At 66.1% G+C, this 26,237-nt stretch carries 18 protein-coding genes; 13 read left to right on the top strand and 5 right to left on the bottom strand.

What is annotated here, in order from left to right; genetic code table 11:
- The first annotated feature begins 21 nt into the window (after nt 1-21).
- Nucleotides 22-1,368 carry a glutathione-disulfide reductase gene (gorA, locus tag SLG_RS12265; protein ID WP_014076796.1) on the top strand — a complete coding sequence of 449 codons (1,347 nt, stop codon included), beginning with the start codon at nt 22-24 and terminating at the stop codon, nt 1,366-1,368.
- A gap of 18 nt (nt 1,369-1,386) precedes the next feature.
- On the opposite strand, the gene SLG_RS12260 is transcribed toward gorA, so the two are convergent.
- Nucleotides 1,387-2,802 carry a helix-turn-helix domain-containing protein gene (locus tag SLG_RS12260; RefSeq protein WP_014076795.1) on the bottom strand — a complete coding sequence of 472 codons (1,416 nt, stop codon included), beginning with the start codon at nt 2,800-2,802 and terminating at the stop codon, nt 1,387-1,389.
- A 138-nt stretch (nt 2,803-2,940) separates the two neighbouring features.
- Here SLG_RS12260 and SLG_RS12255 point away from each other — a divergent pair, with 138 nt between their 5' ends.
- The 10 genes from SLG_RS12255 (at nt 2,941) to alr (ending at nt 16,861) form a co-directional block, all read left to right on the top strand.
- Nucleotides 2,941-4,479, top strand: coding sequence for an acyl-CoA carboxylase subunit beta (locus SLG_RS12255; RefSeq protein ID WP_014076794.1), 1,539 nt, complete (start codon nt 2,941-2,943; stop codon nt 4,477-4,479).
- Nucleotides 4,480-4,808: 329 nt separating this feature from the next.
- Complete coding sequence (locus SLG_RS12250; protein WP_041393240.1) at nt 4,809-5,993, top strand: acetyl-CoA C-acyltransferase; 1,185 nt, start codon at nt 4,809-4,811, stop codon at nt 5,991-5,993.
- Complete coding sequence (mce, locus tag SLG_RS12245; protein WP_014076792.1) at nt 5,993-6,433, top strand: methylmalonyl-CoA epimerase; 441 nt, start codon at nt 5,993-5,995, stop codon at nt 6,431-6,433. The genes SLG_RS12250 and mce overlap by 1 nt, the downstream gene beginning before the upstream one ends.
- On the top strand, nt 6,430-7,203 hold the full coding sequence (locus SLG_RS12240) for an enoyl-CoA hydratase-related protein (RefSeq protein ID WP_014076791.1): 774 nt from the start codon (nt 6,430-6,432) through the stop codon (nt 7,201-7,203). The genes mce and SLG_RS12240 overlap by 4 nt, the downstream gene beginning before the upstream one ends.
- Entirely contained in the window at nt 7,203-9,338 is a 2,136-nt protein-coding gene (scpA, locus tag SLG_RS12235) for a methylmalonyl-CoA mutase (protein ID WP_041391987.1), read from the top strand. The genes SLG_RS12240 and scpA overlap by 1 nt, the downstream gene beginning before the upstream one ends.
- 41 nt (nt 9,339-9,379) lie before the next feature.
- The gene (locus SLG_RS12230) at nt 9,380-10,654 is read left to right on the top strand and encodes an O-acetylhomoserine aminocarboxypropyltransferase (protein ID WP_014076789.1); all 1,275 of its coding nucleotides are present in this window, start codon (nt 9,380-9,382) and stop codon (nt 10,652-10,654) included.
- A gap of 124 nt (nt 10,655-10,778) precedes the next feature.
- Nucleotides 10,779-11,777: a biotin synthase BioB gene (gene bioB, locus SLG_RS12225; RefSeq protein WP_148276579.1), complete on the top strand. Its 999-nt coding sequence runs from the start codon at nt 10,779-10,781 to the stop codon at nt 11,775-11,777.
- A 255-nt stretch (nt 11,778-12,032) separates the two neighbouring features.
- Nucleotides 12,033-14,102, top strand: a complete 2,070-nt coding sequence (locus SLG_RS12220; protein ID WP_014076787.1) for an acetyl-CoA carboxylase biotin carboxylase subunit — start codon at nt 12,033-12,035, stop codon at nt 14,100-14,102.
- Nucleotides 14,103-14,187: 85 nt separating this feature from the next.
- The gene (locus SLG_RS12215; RefSeq protein WP_014076786.1) at nt 14,188-15,804 is read left to right on the top strand and encodes an MFS transporter; all 1,617 of its coding nucleotides are present in this window, start codon (nt 14,188-14,190) and stop codon (nt 15,802-15,804) included.
- A 10-nt stretch (nt 15,805-15,814) separates the two neighbouring features.
- Nucleotides 15,815-16,861: an alanine racemase gene (alr, locus tag SLG_RS12210; protein ID WP_014076785.1), complete on the top strand. Its 1,047-nt coding sequence runs from the start codon at nt 15,815-15,817 to the stop codon at nt 16,859-16,861.
- Here alr and SLG_RS12205 read toward each other — a convergent pair whose 3' ends face one another.
- From SLG_RS12205 to SLG_RS12195, 3 genes are all read right to left on the bottom strand, one after another.
- Entirely contained in the window at nt 16,862-18,331 is a 1,470-nt protein-coding gene (locus tag SLG_RS12205) for an HWE histidine kinase domain-containing protein (protein ID WP_014076784.1), read from the bottom strand.
- A gap of 255 nt (nt 18,332-18,586) precedes the next feature.
- Nucleotides 18,587-19,759: an acetyl-CoA C-acetyltransferase gene (locus tag SLG_RS12200; protein ID WP_014076783.1), complete on the bottom strand. Its 1,173-nt coding sequence runs from the start codon at nt 19,757-19,759 to the stop codon at nt 18,587-18,589.
- 77 nt (nt 19,760-19,836) lie between these two features.
- On the bottom strand, nt 19,837-20,859 hold the full coding sequence (locus SLG_RS12195) for a thioesterase domain-containing protein (RefSeq protein ID WP_014076782.1): 1,023 nt from the start codon (nt 20,857-20,859) through the stop codon (nt 19,837-19,839).
- A gap of 103 nt (nt 20,860-20,962) precedes the next feature.
- On the opposite strand from SLG_RS12195, the gene phaR reads away from it, so the two are divergent.
- Nucleotides 20,963-21,514 carry a polyhydroxyalkanoate synthesis repressor PhaR gene (phaR, locus tag SLG_RS12190; protein ID WP_014076781.1) on the top strand — a complete coding sequence of 184 codons (552 nt, stop codon included), beginning with the start codon at nt 20,963-20,965 and terminating at the stop codon, nt 21,512-21,514.
- A 238-nt stretch (nt 21,515-21,752) separates the two neighbouring features.
- On the opposite strand, the gene SLG_RS12185 is transcribed toward phaR, so the two are convergent.
- A complete protein-coding gene (locus SLG_RS12185; RefSeq protein ID WP_014076780.1) occupies nt 21,753-24,155 on the bottom strand; it encodes a TonB-dependent receptor in 2,403 nt (800 codons plus the stop codon).
- A 330-nt stretch (nt 24,156-24,485) separates the two neighbouring features.
- On the opposite strand from SLG_RS12185, the gene proS reads away from it, so the two are divergent.
- The gene (proS, locus tag SLG_RS12180; RefSeq protein ID WP_014076779.1) at nt 24,486-26,024 is read left to right on the top strand and encodes a proline--tRNA ligase; all 1,539 of its coding nucleotides are present in this window, start codon (nt 24,486-24,488) and stop codon (nt 26,022-26,024) included.
- The last annotated feature ends 213 nt before the right edge of the window (nt 26,025-26,237 follow it).

Raw genomic sequence — 26,237 nt, 5'->3', positions numbered from 1 at the left:
TCAGCCCGGTGAGGATATCCCATGAGCGACGACTATGATTTCGACCTGTTCGTGATCGGCGCAGGCTCGGGGGGCGTCCGGGCCTCGCGCGTGGCGGCCGGGCATGGTGCGCGGGTCGCCGTGGCTGAGGAGCACAAGGTCGGCGGGACCTGTGTCATCCGGGGCTGCGTGCCCAAGAAGCTTCTCGTCTATGGCGCGCATTTCGCCGAGGATCTCAAGGACGCGCGCCGCTTCGGCTGGAATGTGCCGGATTGCGCCTTCGACTGGCCGACGCTGCGCGACAATGTGATCGGGGAAGTGTCGCGACTGGAGGGGCTGTACCAGCAGACGCTGGACAACAACAAGGTCATCACGTTCCACGAACGCGCCACGATCGAGGGGCCGCATGAGGTGCGCCTTGCCAGCGGCAGGCTGGTGAAGGCGAAATATATCCTCGTCGCTACCGGTGCCTGGCCGAACGTGCCGGACGTGCCCGGCGCGGAGCTGGGCATTACCTCGAACGAAGTCTTCCACCTGGAAAAGATGCCGCGCCGCGTCGCCATCTTCGGCGGCGGCTATATCGCCAATGAATTTGCCGGCATCTTCCACGAATTCGCCTGCCAGGTGACGCTGGTGCTGCGCGGCGACCAGATCCTGCGCGGCTATGACGAACAGATTCGTGACCGTCTGCTGCAGATCAGCATGTCCAAGGGCATCCAGTTCCGCTTCAACGCGCCGCTGGAGAAGATCGAGAAGCAGGAAGACGGCTCGCTCAAGGTCTTCATCACTGGCGGCGCGCCCATCGAGACGGATCTCGTGCTTTTTGCCACCGGGCGCAATCCCAAGATCGACGGGCTCGGGCTGGAGAATGCCGGCGTCGAGATCGAGAAGGGCGCGATCAAGGTGGATGCCCACAGCCGCACCAATGTCGAGAGCATCTATGCCGTGGGGGACGTCACCAACCGCGTGCAGCTCACGCCCGTGGCGATCCGCGAGGGCCATGCCTTTGCGGACACGGTGTTCGGCGGCAATCCGCGCACGGTGGATTATGACTGCATTCCCTCCGCCGTGTTCAGCCACCCGCCGATCGGCGCGGTGGGGATGACGGAAGGCGAGGCGCGCAACAAGCTCGGCAATGTGAAGGTCTATACGTCCGATTTCCGGCCGATGAAGAACACGCTGGCCAATCGCAACGAGCGCAGCCTCTACAAGCTGGTCTGCAATGGCCTGACGGACCAGGTCGTCGGCATCCACATGCTTTCGCCCGATGCGCCCGAGATTCTGCAGGCCGCCGCCATCGCGGTGAAGGCCGGCCTCACCAAGGCCGATTTCGATGCCACGGTGGCGCTGCATCCCAGCATGGCGGAAGAGCTCGTCCTGATGCGCTGAGGGCGCTGCTTCCCGCGCTCACCCGATCCCGTAAGGCACGATGCCGCGATGATCGCGCTCGATGTGGATCGGTCGGTCGAGCGGGGGAAAGGCGCGCTGGTCGCAGCCTTCGCGCGGGCAGAGGCGGCAGGACATGCCGATGGGTGTGGCGGCGGCCTCGTCGGTGAGGCGCAGGCCATCGGCATAGATGAAGTTGCCGGCATGCTCGATCTCGCAGCCAAGCACCACGGCATAGCGGCGCGGCGCGCGGGCATAGCTGCCCGAGGGCTTCACAAGACCCCGCGCCATGGAGACATAGCGCATTCCGTCCGGCATCTCGGCGAGCTGCACGATGATCCGGTCGGGGATCGCTACAGCCTCATGCACCCCCCAGAGCGGGCAGGCGCCGCCGAACCGGGCGAATTGCAGGCGCGTGGCGCTGTGCCGCTTGGTGATGTTGCCGGCCATGTCGACCCGGCAGAAGAAGAAGGGAATGCCGCGCTGCCCCGGCCGCTGGAGGGTCGAGAGCCGGTGGCAGGCCTGCTCGAAGCTCACGCCGAACTGGCGGGCGAGCGGATCGATATCGTGGCGCAGGGACCGGGCGGACTGGCGGAAATGACCATAAGGCATCAGCAGCGCACCGGCGGCATAATTGGCGAGACCGAGCAGGAGCAGCTGGTCTGCCACCGGATCGCCAAGCTGGGCCTCGGCCATGATCGCCGCCATGTCTCCCCCCAGCTCGAACTGCATCAACTGGTTGGCGATCTGGAAGGCGCGACTGGGGAGGGGCAGGGCGGCATTGATGCTGAGCTGCCGTCCGGCGGCATCGTAGCGGCGCAGCATGGTGCGGTCGCTTTCGCTGGGGCTGACGCGGCACTGGTGCCGTTCCTCCAGCGCGCGCAGCAGCCGTGCTTCATTGTCCGGCCCGCCAAGCCCCAGCCGTGCGCAGAGATCCTCGGCCGCGACATCGAGTGCATGGATGTAATTGCCTGACTCGTGGAACCAGTCGCGCACTGTCTCCCAGGGTGCCCGCGCGGCCGGCGCAGCGTCGGACGCGATGGCCTCTTCCATCATCGCGAGCCGTTCCTGCGTCTGGCGCAACGCATGGTGCAGCTCGACATAGCGCGCCGCGAAGTCCGGATAATGGAGATGCAGCCGCTCGGCGCGTTCCGGATCGGGCGGCGGCGAGCCGAGGCCGGGATTGGCGAGCGCCCAGTTGAACGCGCCCAGCAACTGCTCCTCCTGCCGCTCGTCAAACGCGGACCAGTCCAGCGGGAAGGCGCTCGCGAGCGCGGCCTTCACCTTGGCGGTGAGGGGGCGGTCGTTATTCTCGAGCTGGGAAAGATAGGAAACGGAGATGTCGAGCAGCCGCGCCATGGCCTTCTGGTCCATGCGATTGTCGAGGCGAAGCTGCCGGACCTTCTGGCCGACGAAGAGGCGGGTGCCGCGGGACATGCGCGCTGCCTAATCCGCAAACCGACGCTTCGCAACTCCGCAAGTTTGCAAAGCGCTACGCGTGACAAAGCCCTGCCGGGGCCATATTCAGGCACCAGCGCGTTTCGCAAACAGTCCGTTTCGCAGGATGGAGAGCCCGTGTCCGATCTGCCCATCATCGAGCAGCTTGAGGCCAAGCGCGCCGCGGCAAGGCTTGGCGGCGGCGAGGCGCGCATCGCCGCGCAGCACGCCAAGGGCAAGCTGACGGCGCGCGAACGGCTCGACGTGCTGCTGGACGAAGGCTCGTTCGAGGAGCTCGACATGTATGTCGAGCATAACTGCACCGATTTCGGCATGGATGCGCAGCGCATGCCCGGCGACGGCGTCGTCACGGGCTCGGGCACGATCAATGGCCGGCTGGTCTTCGTCTTCAGCCAGGATTTCACGGTCTTCGGCGGGTCGCTGTCCGAACGGCATGCTCAGAAGATCTGCAAGATCATGGACATGGCGATGAAGGTCGGCGCGCCGGTGATCGGCCTCAACGACAGTGGCGGCGCCCGCATCCAGGAAGGGGTGGCGTCGCTCGGTGGCTATGCCGAGGTGTTCCAGCGCAACGTGCTGGCGTCCGGCGTGGTCCCGCAGATCAGTCTGGTGATGGGGCCCTGTGCCGGCGGCGCGGTCTATTCCCCGGCCATGACCGACTTCATCTTCATGGTGAAACATTCGAGCTACATGTTCGTCACCGGCCCCGATGTCGTGAAAACCGTCACGAACGAAATGGTTTCGCAGGAGGAACTCGGGGGCGCCGTGACTCACACCACGAAGTCGGGCGTCGCCGACGTCGCTTTCGAGAATGACATCGAGGCGTTGCTGGCGGCGCGCGACTTCGTGGACTTTCTTCCCGCGAACAATCGCGATCCCGTGCCCGATCGTCCCACCGCCGACCCGTGGGATCGCGAGGAGCCGGGACTGGATACGCTCATCCCGGCAAGCGCCAACCAGCCCTATGACATGCACGAGGTCATCCGCAAGGCGCTGGACGAAGGCGATTTCTTTGAGATCCAGCCCGCCCATGCCGGCAATATCATCTGCGGTTTCGGGCGGATCGAGGGCCGCACGGTCGGCGTGGTCGCGAACCAGCCGATGGTCCTCGCGGGCGTGCTCGACATCAATTCCTCGAAGAAGGCCGCGCGCTTCGTGCGCTTCTGCGACGCGTTCGAGATCCCGATCCTCACCTTCGTCGACGTCCCCGGCTTCCTGCCCGGCACGGCGCAGGAGCATGCCGGCATCATCAAGCATGGCGCCAAGCTGCTCTTCGCTTATGCCGAGGCGACGGTGCCCAAGATCACCGTCATTACGCGCAAGGCCTATGGCGGTGCCTATGACGTGATGGCTTCCAAGCATCTGCGCGGGGACCTCAATTATGCCTGGCCGACCGCCGAGATCGCCGTGATGGGCGCCAAGGGCGCAGTGGAGATCATCTTCCGCAAGGATATCGGCGACCCCGAGAAGATCGCCGCGCGCACGAAGGAATATGAGGATCGCTTCGCCAACCCCTTCGTCGCCGCCTCCAAGGGTTTCATCGACGAGGTCATCATGCCTCATTCCACGCGGCGGCGCGTCGCGCTCGGGCTGCGGAAGCTGCGCAACAAGCAGCTCGAGAATCCGTGGAAGAAGCATGATAACATACCGCTGTGATGGATAGTTCACTTTTTCTTGTTCTGGGAGGCGGGGTCGCACTGGCTGCGGCTTGCGTCATCCCTCTCATGAAGGCTCGGGAAGCATCCAGGTCGGGAGAACTGCGTTTTCGGGTTCGCGGTCTGATCGGGGAGCAGGTTATTAGAAGAGGCGATGATCCCCGTCGGTTCGAGGTTGAACTGAAACTGTTACGCGCCGTGCCATGGATCGGACTGAGTGTGATGTCTCTCTCCATCCTGTGCTTGGGCCTGCTGAATTGATGTTTCCGCACCGGTTCGTCTTTCCCCGCTTTGCGGGGAGGATGCTGGTTGAATGATGGATTTCCGGACATGACGACGAACGCCACGCTCATTCTCTCTTATGCCCGCACGCCGATGGGTGGATTCCAGGGCAACCTTTCCGGCGCCAGCGCGACGGAGCTCGGCACCGCCGCCGTCAGGGCTGCGGTCGAGCGCGCGGGCGTCGATCCGGCGGCGGTCGAACGCTGCTATATGGGCTGCGTGCTGCCGGCGGGGCTCGGGCAGGCGCCGGCGCGCCAGGCCGCGCGCGGGGCAGGGCTGCCCGATCATGTCGAGGCGACCACCATCAACAAGATGTGCGGCAGCGGCATGAAGGCAGCGATGATGGCGGCGGACGCCATCGCGGCGGGGTCGGCCGAGCTGATCGTCGCGGGTGGCATGGAGAGCATGTCCAACGCGCCCTATCTCATGAAGAAGCACCGGGCCGGCGCCCGCATTGGCCATGATGTCATTTATGACCACATGATGCTCGATGGGCTGGAGGATGCCTATGAGCCGGGCAAGGCGATGGGCGTCTTCGCCGAGGGCACGGCGCGCGACTATCAGTTCACGCGCGAGGCGCAGGATGCCTATGCGATCGAATCCCTGACCCGGGCGCAGAAGGCGCAGGCAGGCGGCTGGTTCGAAAAGGAAATCGTCCCGGTCGAAGTGACAAGCCGCAAGGGCTCGCAAACCGTCGCGCAGGACGAGCAGCCGCTGAAGGGCGATCCCGCGAAGATCCCGAGCCTGCGGCCGGCATTTGCAAAGGACGGTACGATCACTGCCGCCAATGCCAGCTCCATTTCGGACGGCGCGGCCGCGCTGGTGCTGGCGGGCGAGGGCTGGGTAGCGGCCAACGGCGTGCGCCCGGTCGCGCGGATTGTGGCCCATACAGCGCATGCCCGGCTGCCCGCCCATTTCACCACCGCCCCTGTCGGGGCGATCGAGAAGCTGCTGGCGAAGACCGGCTGGCGCGTCGAGGATGTCGACCTGTTCGAGATCAACGAGGCATTCGCCGTCGTCACCATGGCGGCGATGCATGACCTCTCCATTCCGCACGAGAAGGTGAACATCCATGGCGGGGCGACGGCGCTCGGCCATCCGGTCGGCGCGTCCGGCGCGCGCATCGTGGCGACCCTGCTCTCCGCGCTGGAGCGCACCGGCGGACGACGCGGCATCGCGTCGCTGTGCATTGGCGGCGGCGAGGCGACGGCGATGGCGGTGGAACTGCTCTGATGAAGCTGGGGCGCCTCAATCATGTCGGCGTGGCGACGCCTTCGCTGGAGGCGGCGATCGCCTTCTGGCGTGATGTCATGGGCGCGCAGATCATTCGCGAACCGTTCGACATGGCCGGGCAGGGCGTGCGCGTCTGCTTCGTCGAGACGCCCGGGGCGGACGGCACGGCGGGCACGCAGATCGAATTGCTGGAGCCGCTTGGGGATGCCTCGCCCATTGCGGCCTTCCTCGCGAAGAACCCGCAGGGCGGGCAGCATCATCTCGCGTTCGAAGTGCCGGACATAGCGGCCGCGAAGGACTGGTTCGAGCGGCAGGGCAAGCGGGTGCTGGGCGAGCCGCGCCTTGGCGCGCACGGCACGCCGGTCTTCTTCGTCCATCCCCGGGACATGGGCGGCGTGCTGACCGAGATCATGGAAACCCCCAAGGGAGCGGGACATTGACCCAGATCCTCATCTCTTCCCTGCAGGAAGGCGTCCTGACGCTAACGCTCAACCGGCCGGAGCGGCTCAATGCCCTTTCCACCGAATTGCTGGCAGCCTTGACGCATGCGCTGGACGACGGCGTGGCGGCCGGGGCCCGCGCGGTGCTCCTCACCGGCGCCGGCCGCGCCTTCTGTGCCGGAGCGGATCTGGCGGGCAGCGGCGGCGTGGTGCGCGATCTGGGCGAGACGCTGGCGACTTATTATCATCCCCTGTTCCTGCGCCTTGCCGGGCTGGATATCCCGGTGGTGAGCGCCATCAACGGTCCCGCAGTGGGCGCGGGCGTGGCACTGGCGCTGGCGGCGGACATCGCCCTCATCGCGCGCTCGGCCTATCTCCAGCTTGGCTTCGTCAATATCGGGCTGGTGCCGGATGCCGGCGCGACATGGCTGGTCGCCAAGAGCGCGGGCCGGGCCAAGGCGCTGGAGATGGCGCTGCTGGGCGAGCAGATGAGCGCGCAGGACGCCGTGGATGCCGGGCTGGTCGCGCGGGTCTTCGATGATGAGGCACTGGCGAGCGAAGCGGATGCGATCGCGCATCGTCTCGCCCGTGGGCCGGGCGTGGCCATCGGCCTGATCCGCAAGCAGGTGGCGGCGGCGCTCACGCATACGCTGCCCGAGACGATGACGGTGGAAGCGGCAAACCAGAGCGCTGCGGGGCGCACCGAGGATTTCCGCGAAGGCGTCGCCGCCTTCGTCGAGAAGCGCGCACCGATTTTCCGGGGCGAATGATGACCGACCGGCCCACGATCGAGGACTGGCAGCAGCGCGCCGCGCAGGAAGTGAAGGGGCGCGATCTCGCCTGGCACACGCCGGAAGGCATTGACGTCCGCCCGCTCTACACGCCGGCGGACATCGAAGGGCTGGACCCCGGCCTGCCGGGCTTCGCGCCGTTCACGCGCGGCGTGCGTGCTTCCATGTATGCGGGGCGGCCCTGGACGGTCCGCCAATATGCCGGCTTCTCGACCGCCGAGGAATCCAACGCCTTCTACAAGCGCAATCTCGCGGCCGGGCAGAAGGGGCTGTCCGTCGCTTTCGATCTCGCCACCCATCGCGGCTACGACAGCGACCATCCGCGCGTGACGGGCGATGTCGGCAAGGCAGGGGTGGCGATCGATACCGTCGAGGACATGAAGATCCTGTTCGACGGCATTCCGCTCGACCAGATGTCCGTTTCCATGACCATGAACGGCGCGGTGATCCCGGTCCTCGCTTTCTTCATCGTCGCGGCGCAGGAGCAGGGCGTCGCTCAGGAGAAGCTGGAAGGGACCATCCAGAACGACATCCTCAAGGAGTTCATGGTCCGCAATACCTATATCTATCCGCCCGCGCCCAGCATGCGGATCATCTCGGACATCTTCGCCTATACGGCGGACCACATGCCCCGCTTCAACAGCATCTCCATATCCGGCTACCATATGCAGGAAGCCGGGGCGACGGCGGTGCAGGAACTGGCCTTCACCATCGCGGACGGCATCGAATATGTGAAATATGGCGTGGCGTCCGGGCTGGATATCGATCGTTTCGCCGGCCGCCTCAGCTTCTTCTTCGCCATCGGCATGAACTTCTTCATGGAAGTCGCCAAGCTGCGCGCGGCGCGGCTGCTCTGGCACAGGGCGATGACGACGCTCGGCGCACAGGACGAGCGCTCGAAGATGCTGCGCACGCATTGCCAGACGTCCGGCGTCTCGTTGACCGAGCAGGACCCGTACAACAACGTCATCCGCACCACCATCGAGGCGATGGCGGCGATGCTGGGCGGCACCCAGTCGCTGCACACCAATGCGCTCGATGAGGCCATTGCCCTGCCGACGGACTTTTCCGCCCGCATCGCCCGCAACACGCAGATCGTGCTGCAGGAGGAGACGGGGATGACGAAGGTCGTCGATCCGCTCGGCGGCAGCTATTATGTCGAGGCGCTCACGCATGAGCTGGCCGAAGCCGCGCAGGCGATCATCGACCGGGTCGAGGCGGAAGGCGGCATGGCGCGGGCCGTGGCCGCCGGCTGGCCCAAGGCGATGATCGAGGAAGCCGCCGCTGCCCGCCAGGCGCGGGTCGACCGGGGCGATGACGTGATCGTGGGCGTCAACAGATATCGCCTGCCGGGCGAGGCGCCCATCGAGATCCTGGAAGTGGATAATCACGCCGTGCGGGACGCGCAGGTCGCGCGCATCCGGCAGGTGAAGGCGCAGCGTGACGAGGCGGCGTGCAGTGCGGCGCTCGCGGCGCTGAAGGCCGGCGCGGCGGGCACCGGCAATCTCCTTGCCCTGGCGGTGGACGCGGCGCGGGCCCGCGCGACGCTGGGCGAGATTTCCGCGGCGATGGAAGAGGTGTTCGGGCGTTACGCCACGGTCCCCCAGCCGGTCAAAGGCGTCTACGCCGCGCCTTACCGCGAGGACCAGCGCTGGGCGAATGTCGTCGATGGCGTGCAGGCCGTGGAGCGGCGCCTTGGCCGCAAGCCGCGCATCCTCGTCGCCAAGATGGGGCAGGACGGGCATGATCGCGGCGCCAATGTGATTGCCTCTGCCTTCGGGGATCTGGGCTTCGAGGTGACCAGCGGCCCGCTGTTCCAGACGCCGGAAGAGACGGCCGCACTGGCGCTGGAGAAGGATGTGGACGTGGTGGGCGCGTCCAGCCTCGCCGCGGGGCACAAGACGCTGATCCCTGAGCTGATCGGGCGGCTTCGCGAGGCCGGGCGGGCGGATATCAGGGTGATCGTGGGCGGCGTCATTCCGCCGCAGGATTATGAGGCGTTGCGGGCAGCGGGCGTGCAGGGGATCTACGGTCCCGGCACCAATGTGCTCGATTCGGTCGAGGACGTGCTGCGCCTGCTCGGGCATAATATGCCCTCGCCGGAATCGGTCTGATCGGCCAAAGACCGACCAGACATCAGGAGAAGTGATTGCCGATGACCGACCATATCGAGACTCTCGCCATCCACGCCGGGACCGAGCCGGACCCGACGACCAAGGCGCGCATCACGCCGATCTACCAGACCACATCCTATGTGTTCGATAGTCCGGAGCATGCGGCGGCGCTGTTCGGACTCAACGAGTTCGGCAACATCTACACGCGCCTGATGAACCCCACGACCGGGGCGTTCGAGGGCAAGATCGCGGCGATGGAAGGCGGCGCGGCGGCACTGGCCACGGCATCGGGCCATGCCGCGCAGTTCCTCGCTTTCCACACGCTGATGGAGCCGGGCTGCCACATCGTGGCGGCGAAGAAGCTCTACGGCGGCTCGCTCAACCAGATCGGCCACAGCTTCCGCAAGATGAGCTGGGATTCGACGTTCGTCGACGCGGACGAGCCCGACAATGTCGCTGCCGCCATTACCGACAAGACCCGCGCCGTCTTCATCGAGAGCCTCGCCAATCCCGGCGGCGTGGTTCAGGATATCGAGGCCATCGCCCGGATCGCGCATGCGGCCGGCGTGCCGCTCATCGTCGACAACACGCTGGCCACGCCGATGCTGTGCCGCCCGATCGAATATGGCGCGGACATCGTCGTCCATTCCGCGACCAAGTTCCTTGGCGGCCATGGCAATTCGCTGGCCGGGGTGATCGTGGACGCGGGCCGGTTCGACTGGGCGAAGAACGGCAAATATCCATATCTCAGCGAGCCGAACCCGAGCTATCACGGCAAGCGCTTCACCGAGGCGTTCGGCAACATCGCCTTCATTCTCGCTTGCCGGGCGCTGGGCCTGCGCGATCTGGGGCCGACGCTGGCGCCGATGAACGCTTTCCTCGTGCTCACCGGCATGGAGACGCTGCCCCTGCGCATGGAGCGGCATTGCAGCAATGCCCTCATGCTGGCGCAGTGGCTGCGCACGCATCCCAAGGTGGACTGGGTGTCCTATGCCGGCCTGCCCGAGGACCGCTATCATGCGCTGGCGCAGCGCTACATGGGCGGCAAGGGCGGCGCGGTCTTCACCTTCGGCCTCAAGGGCGGGCGCGAGGCGGGCGTGAAGCTGGTTTCCTCGGTGAAGCTCTTCAGCCATCTCGCCAATATCGGCGATACGCGCTCGCTCATCATCCACCCCGCCTCGACGACGCACAGCCAGCTTTCCGATGACGAGCTGGTGCTCGCCGGCGCCGGGGCGGACGTCGTGCGCGTCTCCGTCGGCATCGAGCATATCGACGACATCATCGCGGACATGGCGCAGGCGCTGGACCAGCTGTGAGCGATGAGCAGGGCGCGGCCGTTTCATGCACAGCAATTGCCCCCGTCGGGGCTTGCCCGCGCTCATGCTCTCTTCCAGGGAATAGGCGGGGTGGGCGCAGCGCTCGCCCTGCATGGAGATTTTGATGACTGAGCCCCGCACAGACTGGACCCGGGCAGAGATTGCCGCCCTGTTCGACCTGCCGTTCATGGACCTGCTCTACGAGGCGCAGACCGTCCACCGCGCCGGCCACCCGCGCAACGCGGTGCAGCTTTCGACGCTGCTGTCCATCAAGACCGGCGGCTGCCCGGAGGATTGCGGCTATTGCAGCCAGTCGGTGCATGCCGAGACGGGGCTCAAGGCGACCAAGCTTATGGACGTGCGCGCCGTGCTCCAGTCCGCCGCCATGGCCAAGGATAACGGCTCGGGCCGCTTCTGTATGGGCGCGGCTTGGCGCAATCCCAAGGATCGCGACATGCCGGCCCTCATCGAGATGGTGAAGGGCGTGCGCGCCATGGGCATGGAGACCTGCATGACGCTCGGCATGCTGACGCCCGCGCAGGCGGAGATGCTCGCGCAGGCCGGCCTCGATTATTACAACCACAATATCGATACCGCGCCGGAGAAATATGGCGAGGTGATCACTACCCGCAGTTTCGCGGAGCGGATCGACACGCTGGAAGCGGTGCGCGCGGCGGGCATCAATGTGTGCTGCGGCGGCATCGTGGGCATGGGCGAGACGCGGGAGGACCGCATCGGCTTCATCCACGCGCTCGCCACCATGCCGCATCCCGAGAGCGTGCCGATCAACGCGCTGGTGCCGGTGAAAGGCACGGTCCTGGGCGACATGCTGGCCGACACGCCGCTCGCCAAAATTGACGAGATCGAGTTCGTGCGCACGGTAGCGGTGGCGCGCATCACCATGCCGGCGAGCATGGTGCGCCTCTCCGCCGGCCGCGAGAGCATGAGCGAGGCCTGCCAGGCGCTCTGCTTCATGGCGGGCGCGAACAGCATCTTCACCGGCGACAAGCTCCTCACGGCGCCCAATGCGGGCGACGACAGCGATGGCGCGCTGCTGGCGAAGCTCGGCATCGCGGCGATGCACGCCGCGCCGCACGGGCATCTGGAAGAAGCTGCGGAGTGAGGCTCCCCCGCACCTTCTTCGTCACTCCGGACTTGATCCGCAGTCCAGCTTCCTTGATGTCGCGTGGCAAGAAAGCGGGATGCCGGATCAAGTCCGGCATGACGACGGACGGGGAAGCGGCGGCGTGGCTGGCGGTCGCTGAATCGCAGTGCCCAGGGTCAGTTTTATCATGTTGCTCATGACGCGGGGCGCACCTTTGGTGTCCGGAGCGGGCTCCCTGGCGATCCATCGCATTGTTCGAGGACGGAAGCTGCCATGATCTCCAAAATCCTCATCGCCAATCGCGGCGAGATCGCCTGCCGCGTCATCCGCACGGCGCGCCGGATGGGTATCGCCACGGTCGCGGTCTATTCCGAGGCGGATGCGCGCGCGCCGCATGTGCTCATGGCGGACGAGGCGGTGCTGCTCGGCCCGCCGCCGGCTGCGCAATCCTATCTGCTCGCCGATGCGATCATCGCGGCTTGCAAGGCGACCGGCGCGGACGCGGTGCATCCGGGCTATGGCTTCCTGTCCGAGCGCGAAAGCTTCGCGCGGGCCTGCGCCGAGAATGACATCGTCTTCATTGGCCCGCCGCCCAATGCCATCGCCGCGATGGGCGACAAGATCGAATCCAAGAAGCTGGCGCTCGCCGCCGGGGTCAATGTCGTGCCGGGCCATGTCGGCGAGATCGACGACACCGATCATGCCGTGCGGATTGCGGGCGAGATCGGCTATCCGGTGATGATGAAGGCGTCGGCCGGCGGCGGCGGCAAGGGCATGCGGCTCGCTTATTCGGAAGCCGAGGTGCGCGAGGGCTTTCCCGCCGTCAAGCGCGAGGGGCTGGCGAGCTTCGGCGACGATCGCGTGTTCATCGAGAAGTTCATCGAGCAGCCGCGCCATATCGAGATCCAGGTGCTGGGGGACCAGCATGGCAACATCCTTTATCTGGGCGAGCGCGAATGCTCGATCCAGCGGCGCCACCAGAAAGTCATCGAGGAAGCGCCGTCGCCGTTCGTGACGCCGGACATGCGCAGGGCGATGGGGGAGCAGGCCGTCGCGCTCGCGCGGGCCGTGGGCTATTACAGCGCCGGCACGGTGGAACTCATCGTCTCCGGCGCGGACAGGACGGGGGAGAGCTTCTACTTCCTCGAAATGAACACGCGGCTTCAGGTCGAGCATCCGGTGACGGAGATGGTGACCGGCCTCGATCTGGTCGAGCAGATGATCCGCGTCGCCAATGGCGAGGCGCTTGGCTTCACGCAGGCGGACGTGCGGCTGGACGGCTGGGCGGTCGAAAGCCGCGTCTATGCGGAAGACCCCTATCGCGGTTTCCTGCCCAGCACCGGGCGTCTGGTGCGCTACACGCGGCCGGAGACCGGCGTAGTGGAGGCAGATGCCGATGAACTCGACGCTACCGAGCTTGAAGTCGTCCCCGGCCAGGATACCCCGCGCGGCGGCGAGATCCGGCTGGACGATGGCGTGGCCGAGGGCAGCGACGTCTCAATGTTCTACGATCCGATGATCGCCAAGCTGGTGACGCACGCGCCCACGCGCACCGGCGCCATCGATCTCCAGATCGATGCGCTCGACCGGTTCGAGATCGAGGGTCTCAATCACAATATCGATTTCCTGTCCGCTCTGATGCAGCACGAGCGCTTCCGCGCGGGGGACATCACGACCGCCTTCATCGCCACGGAATATCCGGACGGTTTTGCCGGTGCGCCGGCCGCGCCGGGCCTCAGGCGCCGTCTCGCCGCGATCGCGGCCTTCGTTTCGATGGCGCAGGCGGACCGGGCGCGGCGGATCGACGGCCAGCTCGGCCGCCCTCTCGCGCCGCCGACGGACTGGCAGGTCCGGATCGGGGACGAGGATCATGCGGTGACCATCCATGGCGATGACCTCACCGTGGATGGCGCGCCGCTGTTCATGGCGCTGGACTACACGCCCGGCGACCGGCTGGTGGAAGCCGAGTTCGGCACGGACGGCGCGCAGGAAGGGCTCGCCGTGCGGATCGCGCCCGTTCGGACCGGCTGGCGCCTCACCACGCGCGGCGCGTCTCATGAAGCGCGCGTGCTGCCGGCGCATGTCGCGCGCCATGCCGTCCACATGATCGAGCATCCCGCGCCCGATCTCTCGCGCTTCCTCATGAGCCCGATGCCCGGCCGGCTCGTCGCGCTGCACGTGGAAGAGGGGGACAAGGTGGAGGCAGGCCAGCCGCTGGCGGTCGTCGAGGCGATGAAGATGGAGAATGTCCTGCGCGCGGGCAAGGCCGGCACCGTCGCCAGCATCGTGGCCCTGTCCGGCGCGACGCTGGCGCTGGATGACGTGATCCTCGAACTGGAATAGGGCCTTCCGGCCGAGCGTCGCGAGGCGTTCACAACCCGCCTTAACTCCCGTAGAAGTCGCGACGGGGCAGGGGAATGGAGGGGACATGGCAACGGCTGCGGCGCAGGGGGAGACCGGCGAGACGACGCAATCCATTCCGCTGGTGATCGGCGCTTCGTCGCTCGGCACCATGTTCGAATGGTATGATTTCTTCATCTACGGGACCCTGGCGGCCAGCGGCATCATCGGGCGGGTCTTCTTCCCGACCGGCAGCGAGACGCTGCAGACCCTGCTTGCCTGGGCGGGCTTCGCGATCGGCTTCGGCTTCCGCCCCCTGGGCGCGATCATATTCGGCTATCTCGGCGACAGGCTGGGCCGGAAATATACTTTCCTCGTGACGATCGTGCTGATGGGCGTTGCGACGGCAGGCGTCGGTCTTGTGCCGTCGGCCGAGACGATCGGGCTGGCCGCGCCAGTCCTCATCATCCTTCTGCGCATCTGCCAGGGCCTCGCGCTGGGCGGGGAATATGGCGGCGCGGCGGTCTTCGTGGCCGAGCATGCGCCGCAGGGACGCGCTGGCTTCTACACGAGCTTCATCCAGGCGGCAGTGGCGGGCGGTTTCGTCCTGTCGCTGTTCGTCGTGCTTGGGGTCAAGGGCGTCATGTCGGCCGCGACATGGGATGCCTGGGGCTGGCGCGTGCCGTTCCTGCTGTCCATCGTCCTTCTCGTCATCTCAGTCTGGATGCGCAGCAAGCTGCGCGAAAGCCCGGTGTTCGAGGAGATGCGGGCGGAAGGGCGGATGGCGCGCAATCCCTTCGTTGAGAGCTTCACCTATCCCGGCAACGGGCGGCGCCTGTTTGTCGCCCTGTTCGGCGTGGCGGCGGGGCTGACGGTGATCTGGTACACCTCGATGTTCTCCGTACTCTCCTTCCTCCAGGGGCCGATGAAGGTCTCCGCGACGACGGCGCAGGTGATCGTGGCGCTGGCCGCCCTGATCGGATCGGTCTGGTTCATCCTGTTCGGCCATCTGTCCGATACATGGGGCCGCAGGCGCGTCATCGCTATCGGATATGCGCTGACTCTCGTGCTGCTCGTGCCTGCCTTCTGGCTGATCGGCAGCCAGGCCAATCCCGCGCTGGCGGCGACGAGCGCACGTGCGCCCATCGTCGTGACGGGCGCGCAATGCCGCTACGACCCCTTCGCAAGCGGGGGGCAGGCGACACCCTGCAGCCGGGTGCTGGACCGGCTGACGGCAAAGGGCCTTTCTTATACGGTCCAGCATGGCAAGGAGCTGCGCGTGACCGTGGGCGGCACCGTCGTTGCAGATCCGGAGGGAGAGGGGATGGACGCCGCGCTCGATGTTGCCGGCTATGACCTCACGCCGCAGACCCCGCCGCTGCGCAGCCTGCTCATCATCATGCTCGGCGTCGTCGGGCTGAGCCTGCTCTCCGGCATGACTTACGGCCCGGTGGCGGCGCTGCTCAGCGAGATGTTCCCTCCCGCCGTGCGCTACAGCTCGCTTTCCATCCCCTATCATGTGGGCACCGGCTATTTCGGCGGGTTCCAGCCCTTCATCGCGAGCTATATCGTGGCGCGGACGGGCGATCCTTATGCGGGCCTCTGGTATACGCTCGGCGTGGTGGCGCTAGCGCTCGTTGTGATCCTGTGGGGTGCAGGGCGCTCCTGGCGGAATGATCTCGACGCAGGGAGCGGCGCGCGCTAACGCCCCATCGATGACCGAGCTTCCATCTGCGCCGCTCGCGCTGCATCTGGACAGTGCCGCGCTCAAGTCCAACTGGCAGTGGCTCGCGCGGCGGAGCGGCGATGCCCGCTGCGGCGCGGCCATCAAGGCGAATGGCTATGGCCTCGGCGCCATCGAGGTCATGAGGCACCTGAAGGCTGCCGGTTGCCGCGATTTCTTCGTGGCGACTTGGCGGGAAGCCGCAGCGCTGATGCCGCATCGGGGCGATGCCTCGCTTTCCGTCCTGCATGGCGTTCGCGCCGAGGACATGGCTTTTGCGCGCGGTTGTCCGGTGCGCCCGGTGCTCAACAGTGTCGGGCAGGTCGCACGCTGGAAAGCGGCCGGGGGCGGGCCCTGCGACCTCATGGTCGATACCGGAATGAGCCGGCTGGGCCTCGATCCGCAGGATATCTCCGCCGATCTTCTGGAAGGGCTCGAAATCGAGACGCTGCTGAGCCATCTGGCCTGCGCCGACGAGGATCATCCGCTCAATGCGGCGCAGTGCGCGCTGTTTCATGACGTGGCGGCGCGGGTGCCGGCGAAGCGCCTGAGCCTCGCCAACAGTGCCGGCATCCTGCTCGGACCGGATTATCATTTCGACCTCACGCGGCCCGGCCTCGCGCTTTATGGCGGCGTGCCGCGCCCGGAGGCGGCGGGTCATCTCGCGCAGGTCGTGCGGCCGCGTGCCCAGATCCTCCAGCGGCGAACCGTGAAGAGTGGTGCGATCGTCGGCTATGGCGCGACGTTCCGCGCGCCCGATCAGCGGGAGGTGGCGGTGCTGAACGTCGGCTATGCGGACGGCTATCTGCGTGGTTTCTCCTCTACCGGCGCGGCGCTTGCCGACGGCGTGCGCCTGCCCGTGCTCGGCCGCGTCTCGATGGATCTCCTGATCGTCGATGTCAGCCAGGTGCCTTCGCTGGGCGAGGGGGACTGGGTGGAGCTGGACTATGATCTGACGCTGGCGGCGGCCCAGTCCGGTCTCTCGCAATATGAGTTGTTGACGGGCCTTGGCGCGCGCTACGAGCGCGTCTGGCGCTGATCAGGAGCTGGGCGCCATGGTCAGGGTGCCATGCGCCCCGCGCACGGCTTCCCGCAACCCGCGGATCAGCTGCAGCACCGTCGCCGGCTTCCTGATCGCGCGGCAATTGGCGAATTCCTGGCTGTAGCCAAGATCCTCGTAGCCGGTGCAGAACAGGAAGGGGATGCCGAGGCGCCGCAAGGAGCGCGCCAAGGGAAACACCGGCATTCCGCCGAGATCGACATCCAGTATGGCCACATCCGGCCGGCTCTTTTCGGAAAGAATGCGATTGGCGTCCTCGATGGAACCGGCCACGCCGACAACGGACCAACCATACTCCTCCAGTGACTTGGACATCTGCATCGCGAGCAGCGGTTCGTCCTCGACGATGAGCAACGTGCCGAGTTTCTCGCTGTCGTCAGTGCGCTGGGACGCGCCTTCCTGTCTTACCGGTTCCCCCATTGCAGGCCTGCCTTCTCTCGGCCGTCTCTCCGTGCCGATTTGCAAAACGCTCTCCGGCAGATTCAGTTCCAGGCGATAGCCATCGCGGGCCCAATGATGCTCAAAGTCACCGCAGAGCTGATTGTCCACGATCTGCTGGATCAGGTTGGTGCCGAAACCCATTTCCGCCGGGGCGGTTACCGGCGGGCCGCCGCTTTCCTGCCAGCTCAGATGGATGCCGTTCCCAGGCACCTGCTGCCAGCTGAGATGGACATGGCCATTGTACATGGACAGCGCGCCATATTTGACGGCGTTGGTGGCCAGCTCGTGGATGAGCATGCCCACCGGCTGGACCGCCCGGGGCGAGAGCTTGACGTCCGGACCCTCGCAAGTGAAGTTCGCCAGATCGGCATAGGTGCCGAGCTCGTCGTCCGCCACCTGACGCAGGGACGCACCTTTCCAGCGTCCGCGTGCCAGCAGGCCGTGGGCGCGGGACATGGCGGCGATGCGCCCTGCCAGCGATTCGGCATAAGCCTCGCGCGTCGGGGCCTCGGTGAGTGACACGAGGGAGGACACGATCGCGAGGATGTTCTTGGCCCGGTGATCGACTTCCCGGGCCAGCAAGGCCTGGGCTTCCTCATTGGCCTTTCGTTCTGTGATGTCGCGCAGGATCACGGTCGAGAGGCGCTCGCCGCCCACCTGGGCTTGCGAGATCGATGCCTCGACGGGGAATTCCTCGCCATTCGCGCGCAGGGCGCTGATGGCGCCGAGCGCGCCCATGCGCCGTCCGGTCTCCCCGGTCGTGGCAAAGCGGACGATATGTGCCGCATGGCCCGCACGGAAACGTTCCGGAATGAACTGCTCGATCGGCGCACCCATGGCTTCAGGCGCTGAAATGCCGAACATCTGCTCGGCGGCGGGATTGAAAAAGATCACGCGCTGCGCGGCATCGATGCTGATGATCGCATCCATGGCAGAAGCAATGATCGCCTGAAGCCGATCGAGCTTCTGTACTTGCGTGACGTCGCCGTCGGTCGAACCAGGCAGCATAGACGAGCACTCCCGTCCATTGATTCGTTATGTTCCACTTCGCTTGTAACTGCGTTGGCTAGAAAGCAGAACTAAAAAAGATATTCTGCGCGGCGCTTGTACAGGCAATGCCGCTCACTTTGTTTGCGGAATGCCACAGGTCGCTTTCCGGCGGCCGCGAGCAGAATTGTCCGGAAAAGGATGGCGGGGTCTGGCCCTGCTATTCAGGTCGGTGGACAAGCGCCGGGAATCAGGGATCCCCGGCGCGATCCGCCTTCAGCGCTCCACGCACATCGCGATGCCCATGCCGCCGCCGATGCACAGCGTGGCGAGGCCTTTCTTCGCGTCGCGGCGGCCCATTTCGTAGAGAAGGGTCGTGAGGATGCGGGCGCCCGAGGCGCCGATCGGGTGGCCGATGGCGATTGCGCCGCCGTTCACGTTCACGATGTCGGGGTTCCAGCCCAGTTCCTTGCCTACGGCCAGCGCTTGCGCGGCGAAGGCTTCGTTCGCTTCGATGAGATCGAGGTCGGCGAGGGACCAGCCCGCCTTCTCGAGCGCCTTGCGGGAGGCGGGCGCCGGGCCGATGCCCATGACGGAGGGATCGACGCCGCAGGTCGCCCAGCTTGCGATGCGGGCCAGCACCGGTGCGCCGCGCCGCGCGGCTTCCTCGGCGCTCATCAGCACCAGCGCCGCCGCGCCGTCGTTGAGGCCGCTGGCATTGCCGGCCGTGACAGTGCCGTCCTTCTTGAAGGCAGCCCGCAGCCCGGCCATCGCCTCGATGGTTGCCCCGGCGCGGATATATTCGTCGGTATCGACGATGGTGTCGCCCTTGCGGCCCTTGACGGTGACGGCCGCGATCTCGTCCACGAACCGCCCCGCCGCGCGCGCGGCTTCCGCCTTGTTCTGGCTGGCGGTGGCAAAGGCATCCTGCGCCTCACGCGTGATCTGATATTTCTCGGCGACATTCTCGGCCGTGATGCCCATGTGATAGCCATTGAAGGCATCCATCAGACCGTCATTCACCATGGTGTCGATCAGGCTGACATTGCCCATCTTGGTGCCGCCGCGCAGCTGCTGCGCATGGGGGGACAGCGACATGCTTTCCTGTCCGCCAGCGATCATGATCGCGGCGTCGCCGGTGCGGATCGCCTGGGCGGCGAGCGCGACGGAGCGCAGGCCCGAACCGCAGACCTGATTGATCGTGAAGGCCGTCCGGTCAACCGGGATGCCGGCATTGACGGCCGCCTGGCGCACCGGGTTCTGGCCCTGCGCGGCGGTGAGCACTTGCCCGAAGATCACTTCCGAGACTTCGGCCGGGGAAACGCCCGCCTGCTCCAGCGCGGCGAGGATGGCGACACGGCCAAGTTCATGGGCCGGGGTGGCGGCGAAGCTGCCGAGGAAGCTGCCGACCGGTGTGCGCTTGGCGGCAGTGATGACGATATCGGTCATGCTTGACGAATCCCTTGGTTGAGGCGCGGGCAGGGCATGCCCGCGCGCGTGTCAGTCGTCCGCGGGCGCCTGTAGCATCAGCCGCCGCAGCGTGAAAGCCAGTCGCTCAGTCCTCTCCAGAGGCTTTCCTGCGCCCGTCCGCCGATCATCATGCCGACATGGCCGAGCGCGAGGTCGATGCGTTCGCCGGCGGGTGGCGTGGTCGTCGCGGGGACGATCCGGTCCGTGGTGGACGCCACCGCGAGCGTCGGGCAGTCCAGCGCCGCCGGATCGACGCGCGTGCCGTTGATCGACCACGCGCCGCCCCCTGTCATATTGGCGCCGTAGCATCGTTCCGCAAGATCACGGCCGGCCCCGAGCGTCAGTGGCGCGCCTTCATTGGCCCAGTCCTCCAGCGCGATGAAGCCGTGATAAGCGGGGGTATCTTCCTCCATCTCGCCGAACTTTGCATATTTGGCGATCGTGCGCTCGGGATCGAGCGACCAGAAACCCGACTGGAAAACTTCCATCGGCACGAGCCCAAGCGCTTCGCAGCCGGCCCGGGCATTGTCCCATGTCGCCGCCAGCCGGGTGCGGAAGGCTTCGTCATAGCGGGAGAAGTCCCATGGCGCGGCGATGGTCGCGACGCCTGCCGCGGGTCGGCCCTGCGCGGCGAGCCGGGCAGCCGCACCCAGAGCGAGCGTGCCGCCCAGGCAATAGCCCACGAGCAGCGGCGGCCGTTCCCATCGCGTGGCCAGCGGCAGCAGCAGCGCCTCGACATGATCGGCCAAGTCGCTTGGTGCATCGGCCTGCGAGGGATGTCCCCAGTCCAGCAGATAGGCGTCATGCCCTTCGCGCAGCAGGAAGCGCAGCAATGACCGCCGCGGCGTCAGGTCCAGCACATCGGGCGGATTGATGAGCGAGGGCACGAGGATCACCGGCGATCGCCCGCTTTCCGGCCTCGCGCCCTGTTGTGCATCGCCGTTTCGCGTGAGCAAGGTGGCGCGTCCATGTTGCGCAACGGGGCTTGGAGGATCGGGCTCGATCCGCCGCGGCGCGCTCTGATATCGCCGCAGGCCGGCGAAGGCGCGTCGCCGCAATTCGGCATCCTGTGCCGTCACGGACCACAAAATGGAAAGAAACAGCGGGAGCGGACGCGGTCCATGTTGCGATGCGGAAAGAATCGATGCTATGCTGCGGCCTCCGGAGGTTGGAGGATCAGATATGGCGCGGACGAAATCGGGTGGCGAATCAGGTACCATTGTCATCAAGAAGTACGCCAACCGCCGCCTCTATGACACGGAAACCTCCAGTTATATCACGCTAGAACTTCTTTCGCAGATGACCCGGGAAGGCCGCGACTTCGTCGTCGTGGACGCCAAGTCCGGGGAAGACATCACGCACAGCGTGCTGACCCAGATCATCATGGAGGAAGAGCAGCGGGGCGAGAACCTGCTGCCGGTCAGCTTCCTGCGCCAGCTCATATCGCTCTATGGCGATTCCATGCAGTCGATGGTGCCGCAATATCTCGAAGCGAGCATGGAAGCCTTCCGCAAGAACCAGCAGCAGTTTCAGGAAGCCATGCAGGGCGCGTTTGCCGGCGGCCCCTTCGCGGAGATTGCCAAGCGGAACATGGAAATGCTGAATGCCGCCGCAAATGCCTTCAAGCCCGGTGGCGCCGTCAAGCCGAAGGCCGAGACGGCCACGGACGAGGTCGCCGAGCTCAAGGCGCAGCTGGCGGCGCTCAATGCCAAGATTGACAAGCTCGGGGGCTGAAGCCTTCCATCGCCGCTGAGGTGCCCGGCGGCTGATCGCTGCCGGAAGAGCGCCTTCATCCGAAGGGGAAGCGCGCACCGACAGCCTGTCTCGCCCGTGCGAGAAGCATCACATGAAAGCGTGAAAGGGCACTGCCGCCAGTCGTGGGGTTTCTGGCGGTAGTCGGCCACGGCGTCTGCAGAGCGCCGGATGAATCATTCCCGGGCGACGCGAAGAACGCCGCCCGGGAATTCCGTCGTCAGAACTTGTAGCCGATCGACACGCCATAAGTGCGCGGCGGCAGCCAGGTGACGCCGATCAGGCGGCCCGTTGCGAGCGCGAAGGTGCTGCTCGGCCGGAACACGTCGAACAGGTTCTTCGCCCAGAGCTGCGCCCGGATGCGCCCGTCGTTGGTCTCATAGGCCAGCGAGGCGTCGACCATGGCATAAGCCGCGCTGCTCTCGATCTCCCGCATATACTCGCTGAAATATGTGCGGCTCTTGTACGAGACGTCGACGCTCGGCGTGAAGGTGCCGACCGGCGCAACCACGTCATATTCCCCATGGACGTTCCACGACCAGCGCGGGCTGTTGCGCGTGTCGTTGCCCGCGAGCTGGATCTCGCCGCCGCCCGGCGCACCGAAGGCGGTCGGGTCGGGATTGGTCACCGGATCATAGGGCGTGCCGCCGGCGATGTTGGCGGGATTGAGCGGATCGAGCGTCAGATAGTCGACGAAGTGGGCGTCCGTGTAGGACACCGCGCCGCTCAGGCGCAGGCCGCGAGCAGGGCGCAGCAGCACATCCATCTCGATGCCCTTGGCGCGGGTCTTGGCCGCATTCTCGAAGATCGTCGTGTAGCCGCTGGGGCCACCGGCGATCGTCTTGTTCAGCTGCAGGCCGTCCAGCGTGTAGCTGTAGCCGGAGAGATTGACCGTGAGCATGCGGCCGAAGCTCGCCTTGATGCCGACTTCGTGGTTGGTGATCGTCTCGGGGTCCACGATGGTGCGGCTGCCCGAGGCATTCTCGCCGGAGCCCGCCTTGAAGCCTTCCGAGTAGGTGTAATAGACGAGGATGTCGTCGCTGGCCTTCCACTCGATGCCCGCTTCCGGCGTGAAGTCGCGGAACGTCTTCTCGACATGCGTGCTTTCCGGCGTGTGGCGCACGATGGGGCCAAGGCCATTGCGCGTGATGATGATCGACGGGTTTTCCGATTCCACATGCTCGCTGCTCCAGCGCCCGCCGAGCTTGACCGTGAAGGCGGAGAGCGCATCCCCGAACATGCCAAGGCCGATGGCATACTGGCCGAAGATGGAGAAGGCGTCCGTCGACAGGTTGGACTTGGTGCACACGCGTTTGGGCGCGATGATCGTGCTGCCGCCGGTCACGCCGTCGGGCGAGTAGCCGCACAGATTATAGGCTTCAGCGAGACTGATGCCGGCAGCTTCCAGCACGGCGATGTTCTGCGCCATGCCGTTGCGGTTCTGCAGGCCGACATTGTCGATCGGGCGCTGACGCTCATGGAAGTAGAAGACGCCGATGGTGCCGTTGATCCACTCCGAGCTCAGGCCCAGCCGCAGCTCGTTGCTCCACTGCTTGCTGTCGATGCGGCGCTCCTGCACGGTCGTTGCCTGGCCGTTGGTCGGCAGGCTGTCGATGACGGCGGACAGGTCGAGGTCCTGGAACAGCGAGCTCTTGAACGAGCGGTAATTCGCGATGTTGCTGATCGTGAGGGCATCGTTCAGCGGCACTTCGAGCGTGCCGGTGAAGGCATAGGTCTCGGTCTCGGTGCCGGGATCGGATTCGGTCGCGAGGTCGCGCGGATGCGTGGCATAGCCGCCCACGCCGAGCGGTGCGAGGCGCGCCACGCCCGGGAAGGACGCGCGCAGATAATGGATCGCGCCGGATGCGTCGCTCTGGCGGAAATATTCGCCGGCGAGCAGCAGCGAGGCTTCCGGCCCGAGGTCGAACTCAATCTGCGCACGGCCCATCCGCCGGTTGAGATCGTCGACATCCTTGCCGGAGACCGGATTCATGCCGAAGCCGTCCCGATCCTCGGTCTTGATCGCGAGGCGGGCGCGGATGCTGTCGGTGATCGGTCCGCTCACCGCCGCTTCCGCGGTCAGGGCATTGTAGTTGCCGTAGGAAAAGCGGCCATAGCCCTGCAGCGTGGCGGTGGGCTTGGCCGTGATGACGTTGATCGAGCCGCCCACGGCATTGCGGCCGTAGAGCGTGCCCTGGGGGCCGCGCAGCACTTCGAGGCGCTCAAGGTCGAACAGCGAGGTCAGCTGCGCTTCCGCGCGCGCCACATAGGCGCCGTCGACATGGAAGGCGACGCCGGTCGAGCTGCCGGTGGTCGACGTGTTGGCGCCCACGCCGCGAATGAAGATCTTCGCCTGGTTGAAGTCGCTGCCGAAGTTCACGGAGGGGACGATGGTCTGCAGGTCGGAGATGCTGCTCACGCCCGCATTGACGATGCGGTCCGCGCTGAGCGCGCTCACGGCGGCGCTCACGTCCTGAAGCGACTGCTCGCGCTTCTGGGCCGTGACGATGATCTCGTCGCCATAGGTGTCGGCGGTGGTGGTGGAGCCTTGCGGCTGGGTGCCCTGCGCGAAGGCGCTGGTGGATGCGAGAAGAATCGCTGGTGCAACAAGCAATGTCTTCATGGTCTCTCTCCTCTTTCTCTCGAGGTTGTGGGTGCCCCGGGCTGATTGCCCCCAAGCGAAGCGCGTGGATCGATGCAAGCGGGAAGGCGTGCTGACGGCGCCGGAGATCGACGATCTTCCAACTCCTGTTGCTTTTATGACGCGTGCTATTGCATGCAGGACACGGGTGATTGCGAAACATGCATTTGCTGCACCGAGGGACGCGCTCGGCCGGCGGTCCACTGCCCGATCGCTGCACCCGTGCAGCCCGGGCCTATCGAGTGCTTTTTATTTGAGGCCGGCCGCTCTAAAGGCCGTCTCCGGTCCATTTCTCACCAAGAAGTCGCAGCGATGAGCATTCCCAATATCAAGCATGCCCTGCCCGTCACCCGCCAGAAGGATTTCGCCGCCTGGTATCAGGCCGTCATCAGCGAGGGCGATCTGGCCGAGGAAAGCGGCGTGCGCGGCTGCATGGTCATTCGCCCGTGGGGCTACGGCATCTGGGAGCGCATCCAGAAGCTGATGGATGCGCGCATCAAGGCGGCAGGGGTTGAGAACTGCTACTTCCCGCTGTTCATCCCCTTGTCCTTTTTCGAGAAGGAGGCCGACCATGTCGATGGCTTTGCCAAGGAGATGGCGGTCGTCACGCATCATCGGCTCAAGGCTATCGACGGCAAGCTCCAGCCGGATCCGGATTCGAAGCTGGAGGAGCCGCTGGTCGTCCGGCCGACATCGGAGACGGTGATCGGGCAGGCGATGAGCCGCTGGGTGCAGAGCTGGCGGGACCTGCCGCTCATGGTCAACCAGTGGGCCAATGTCGTGCGCTGGGAAATGCGCACCCGCATGTTCCTGCGCACCAGCGAGTTCCTCTGGCAGGAAGGGCATACTGCGCATGTCGACGAGGCGGATGCCCGCAAGGAGACGATGCGCGCGCTGGAGATGTATCGCGATTTCGCCGAGACGGAGCTCGCCATGCCGGTGATCGCGGGCGAGAAGCCGGAAAATGAGCGCTTCCCCGGCGCCGTCGCCACTTATTCCATCGAGGCGATGATGCAGGACGGCAAGGCGCTGCAGGCCGGCACGTCCCATTATCTGGGCACCGGTTTCGCGGAAGCGGCGAACATCCGCTATCAGGATGCGGAAGGGCAGCAGCAGTTCGCGCACACCACGAGCTGGGGCACGTCCACCCGCATGATCGGCGGCGTCATCATGGTGCATGGCGACGATGACGGGCTGCGCTGCCCGCCGATGATCGCGCCGTGGCAGGTCGTCATCGTGCCGATGCTGCGCGACAATCCGGAAGACGAGGCGGTGATTGCCTATTGCGCGGCGCTGGCGAAGGCGCTCGGCGAAGTGGATGTGTTCCGCGAGCCGCTGCGCGTGCTGCTGGACCGCAAGCCGATCAAGGCCGCCAACAAGCGCTGGTCCTGGGTGAAGAAGGGCGCACCGATCATCGTCGAGGTGGGCGGGCGTGATGTCGCGGGGGGGAACGTCTCCGTGCTGCGCCGCGACCGGCTCTACAACGACGCCGGCAAGCTCGCGAGCGCGATCCTCCCGAAGGACGATTTCATCGCGCGCGCGGCCGAGACGCTGAAGGACATCCAGGCGACGCTCCACGCCGATGCGAAGAGCCGGCTCGAGGCGAACATCCGCCGCGACGTGACCGACAAGGCCGCGCTCGCCGCCGCGTTCGAAGGGGACAAGCCCGGCTGGGTCGAGGTGGAATGGGCCAGGCCGACCGGCGCCGCGCTCGACGCGGTCGAGGAGTGGCTGAAGGGGGAGAAGCTCACCCTGCGCAACACCCCGCTCGACGCCGCGCCGGCCACCGGCACCTGCATCTTCACCGGCGAGACGGCGGTGGAACGGGTGATCGTCGGCCGGAGCTACTGATCCGGAGCCATCCCGGCCGCGCGCATCGCGGCATGGGCGCGGACTCTGCTGGTCTGAATCCGGAAGCGGCGCCCCTGTTTCGCATCAGGTCGTCGCACGATCCACTCTGATGGGCGGCAGGATCACGCGTTCCGCCTCGTTGGTTCATCTGGCAGAAAGGTGTCCCTGAACAGCCTGAGCCGGGGCAGTTCGAGGGAGGGGAGTCCGAGGGAG

This window comes from Sphingobium sp. SYK-6 (genome assembly GCF_000283515.1).
Taxonomy (GTDB): Bacteria; Pseudomonadota; Alphaproteobacteria; order Sphingomonadales; family Sphingomonadaceae; genus Sphingobium; species Sphingobium lignivorans.
This window is presented reverse-complemented; position numbering and strand designations above follow the sequence as displayed.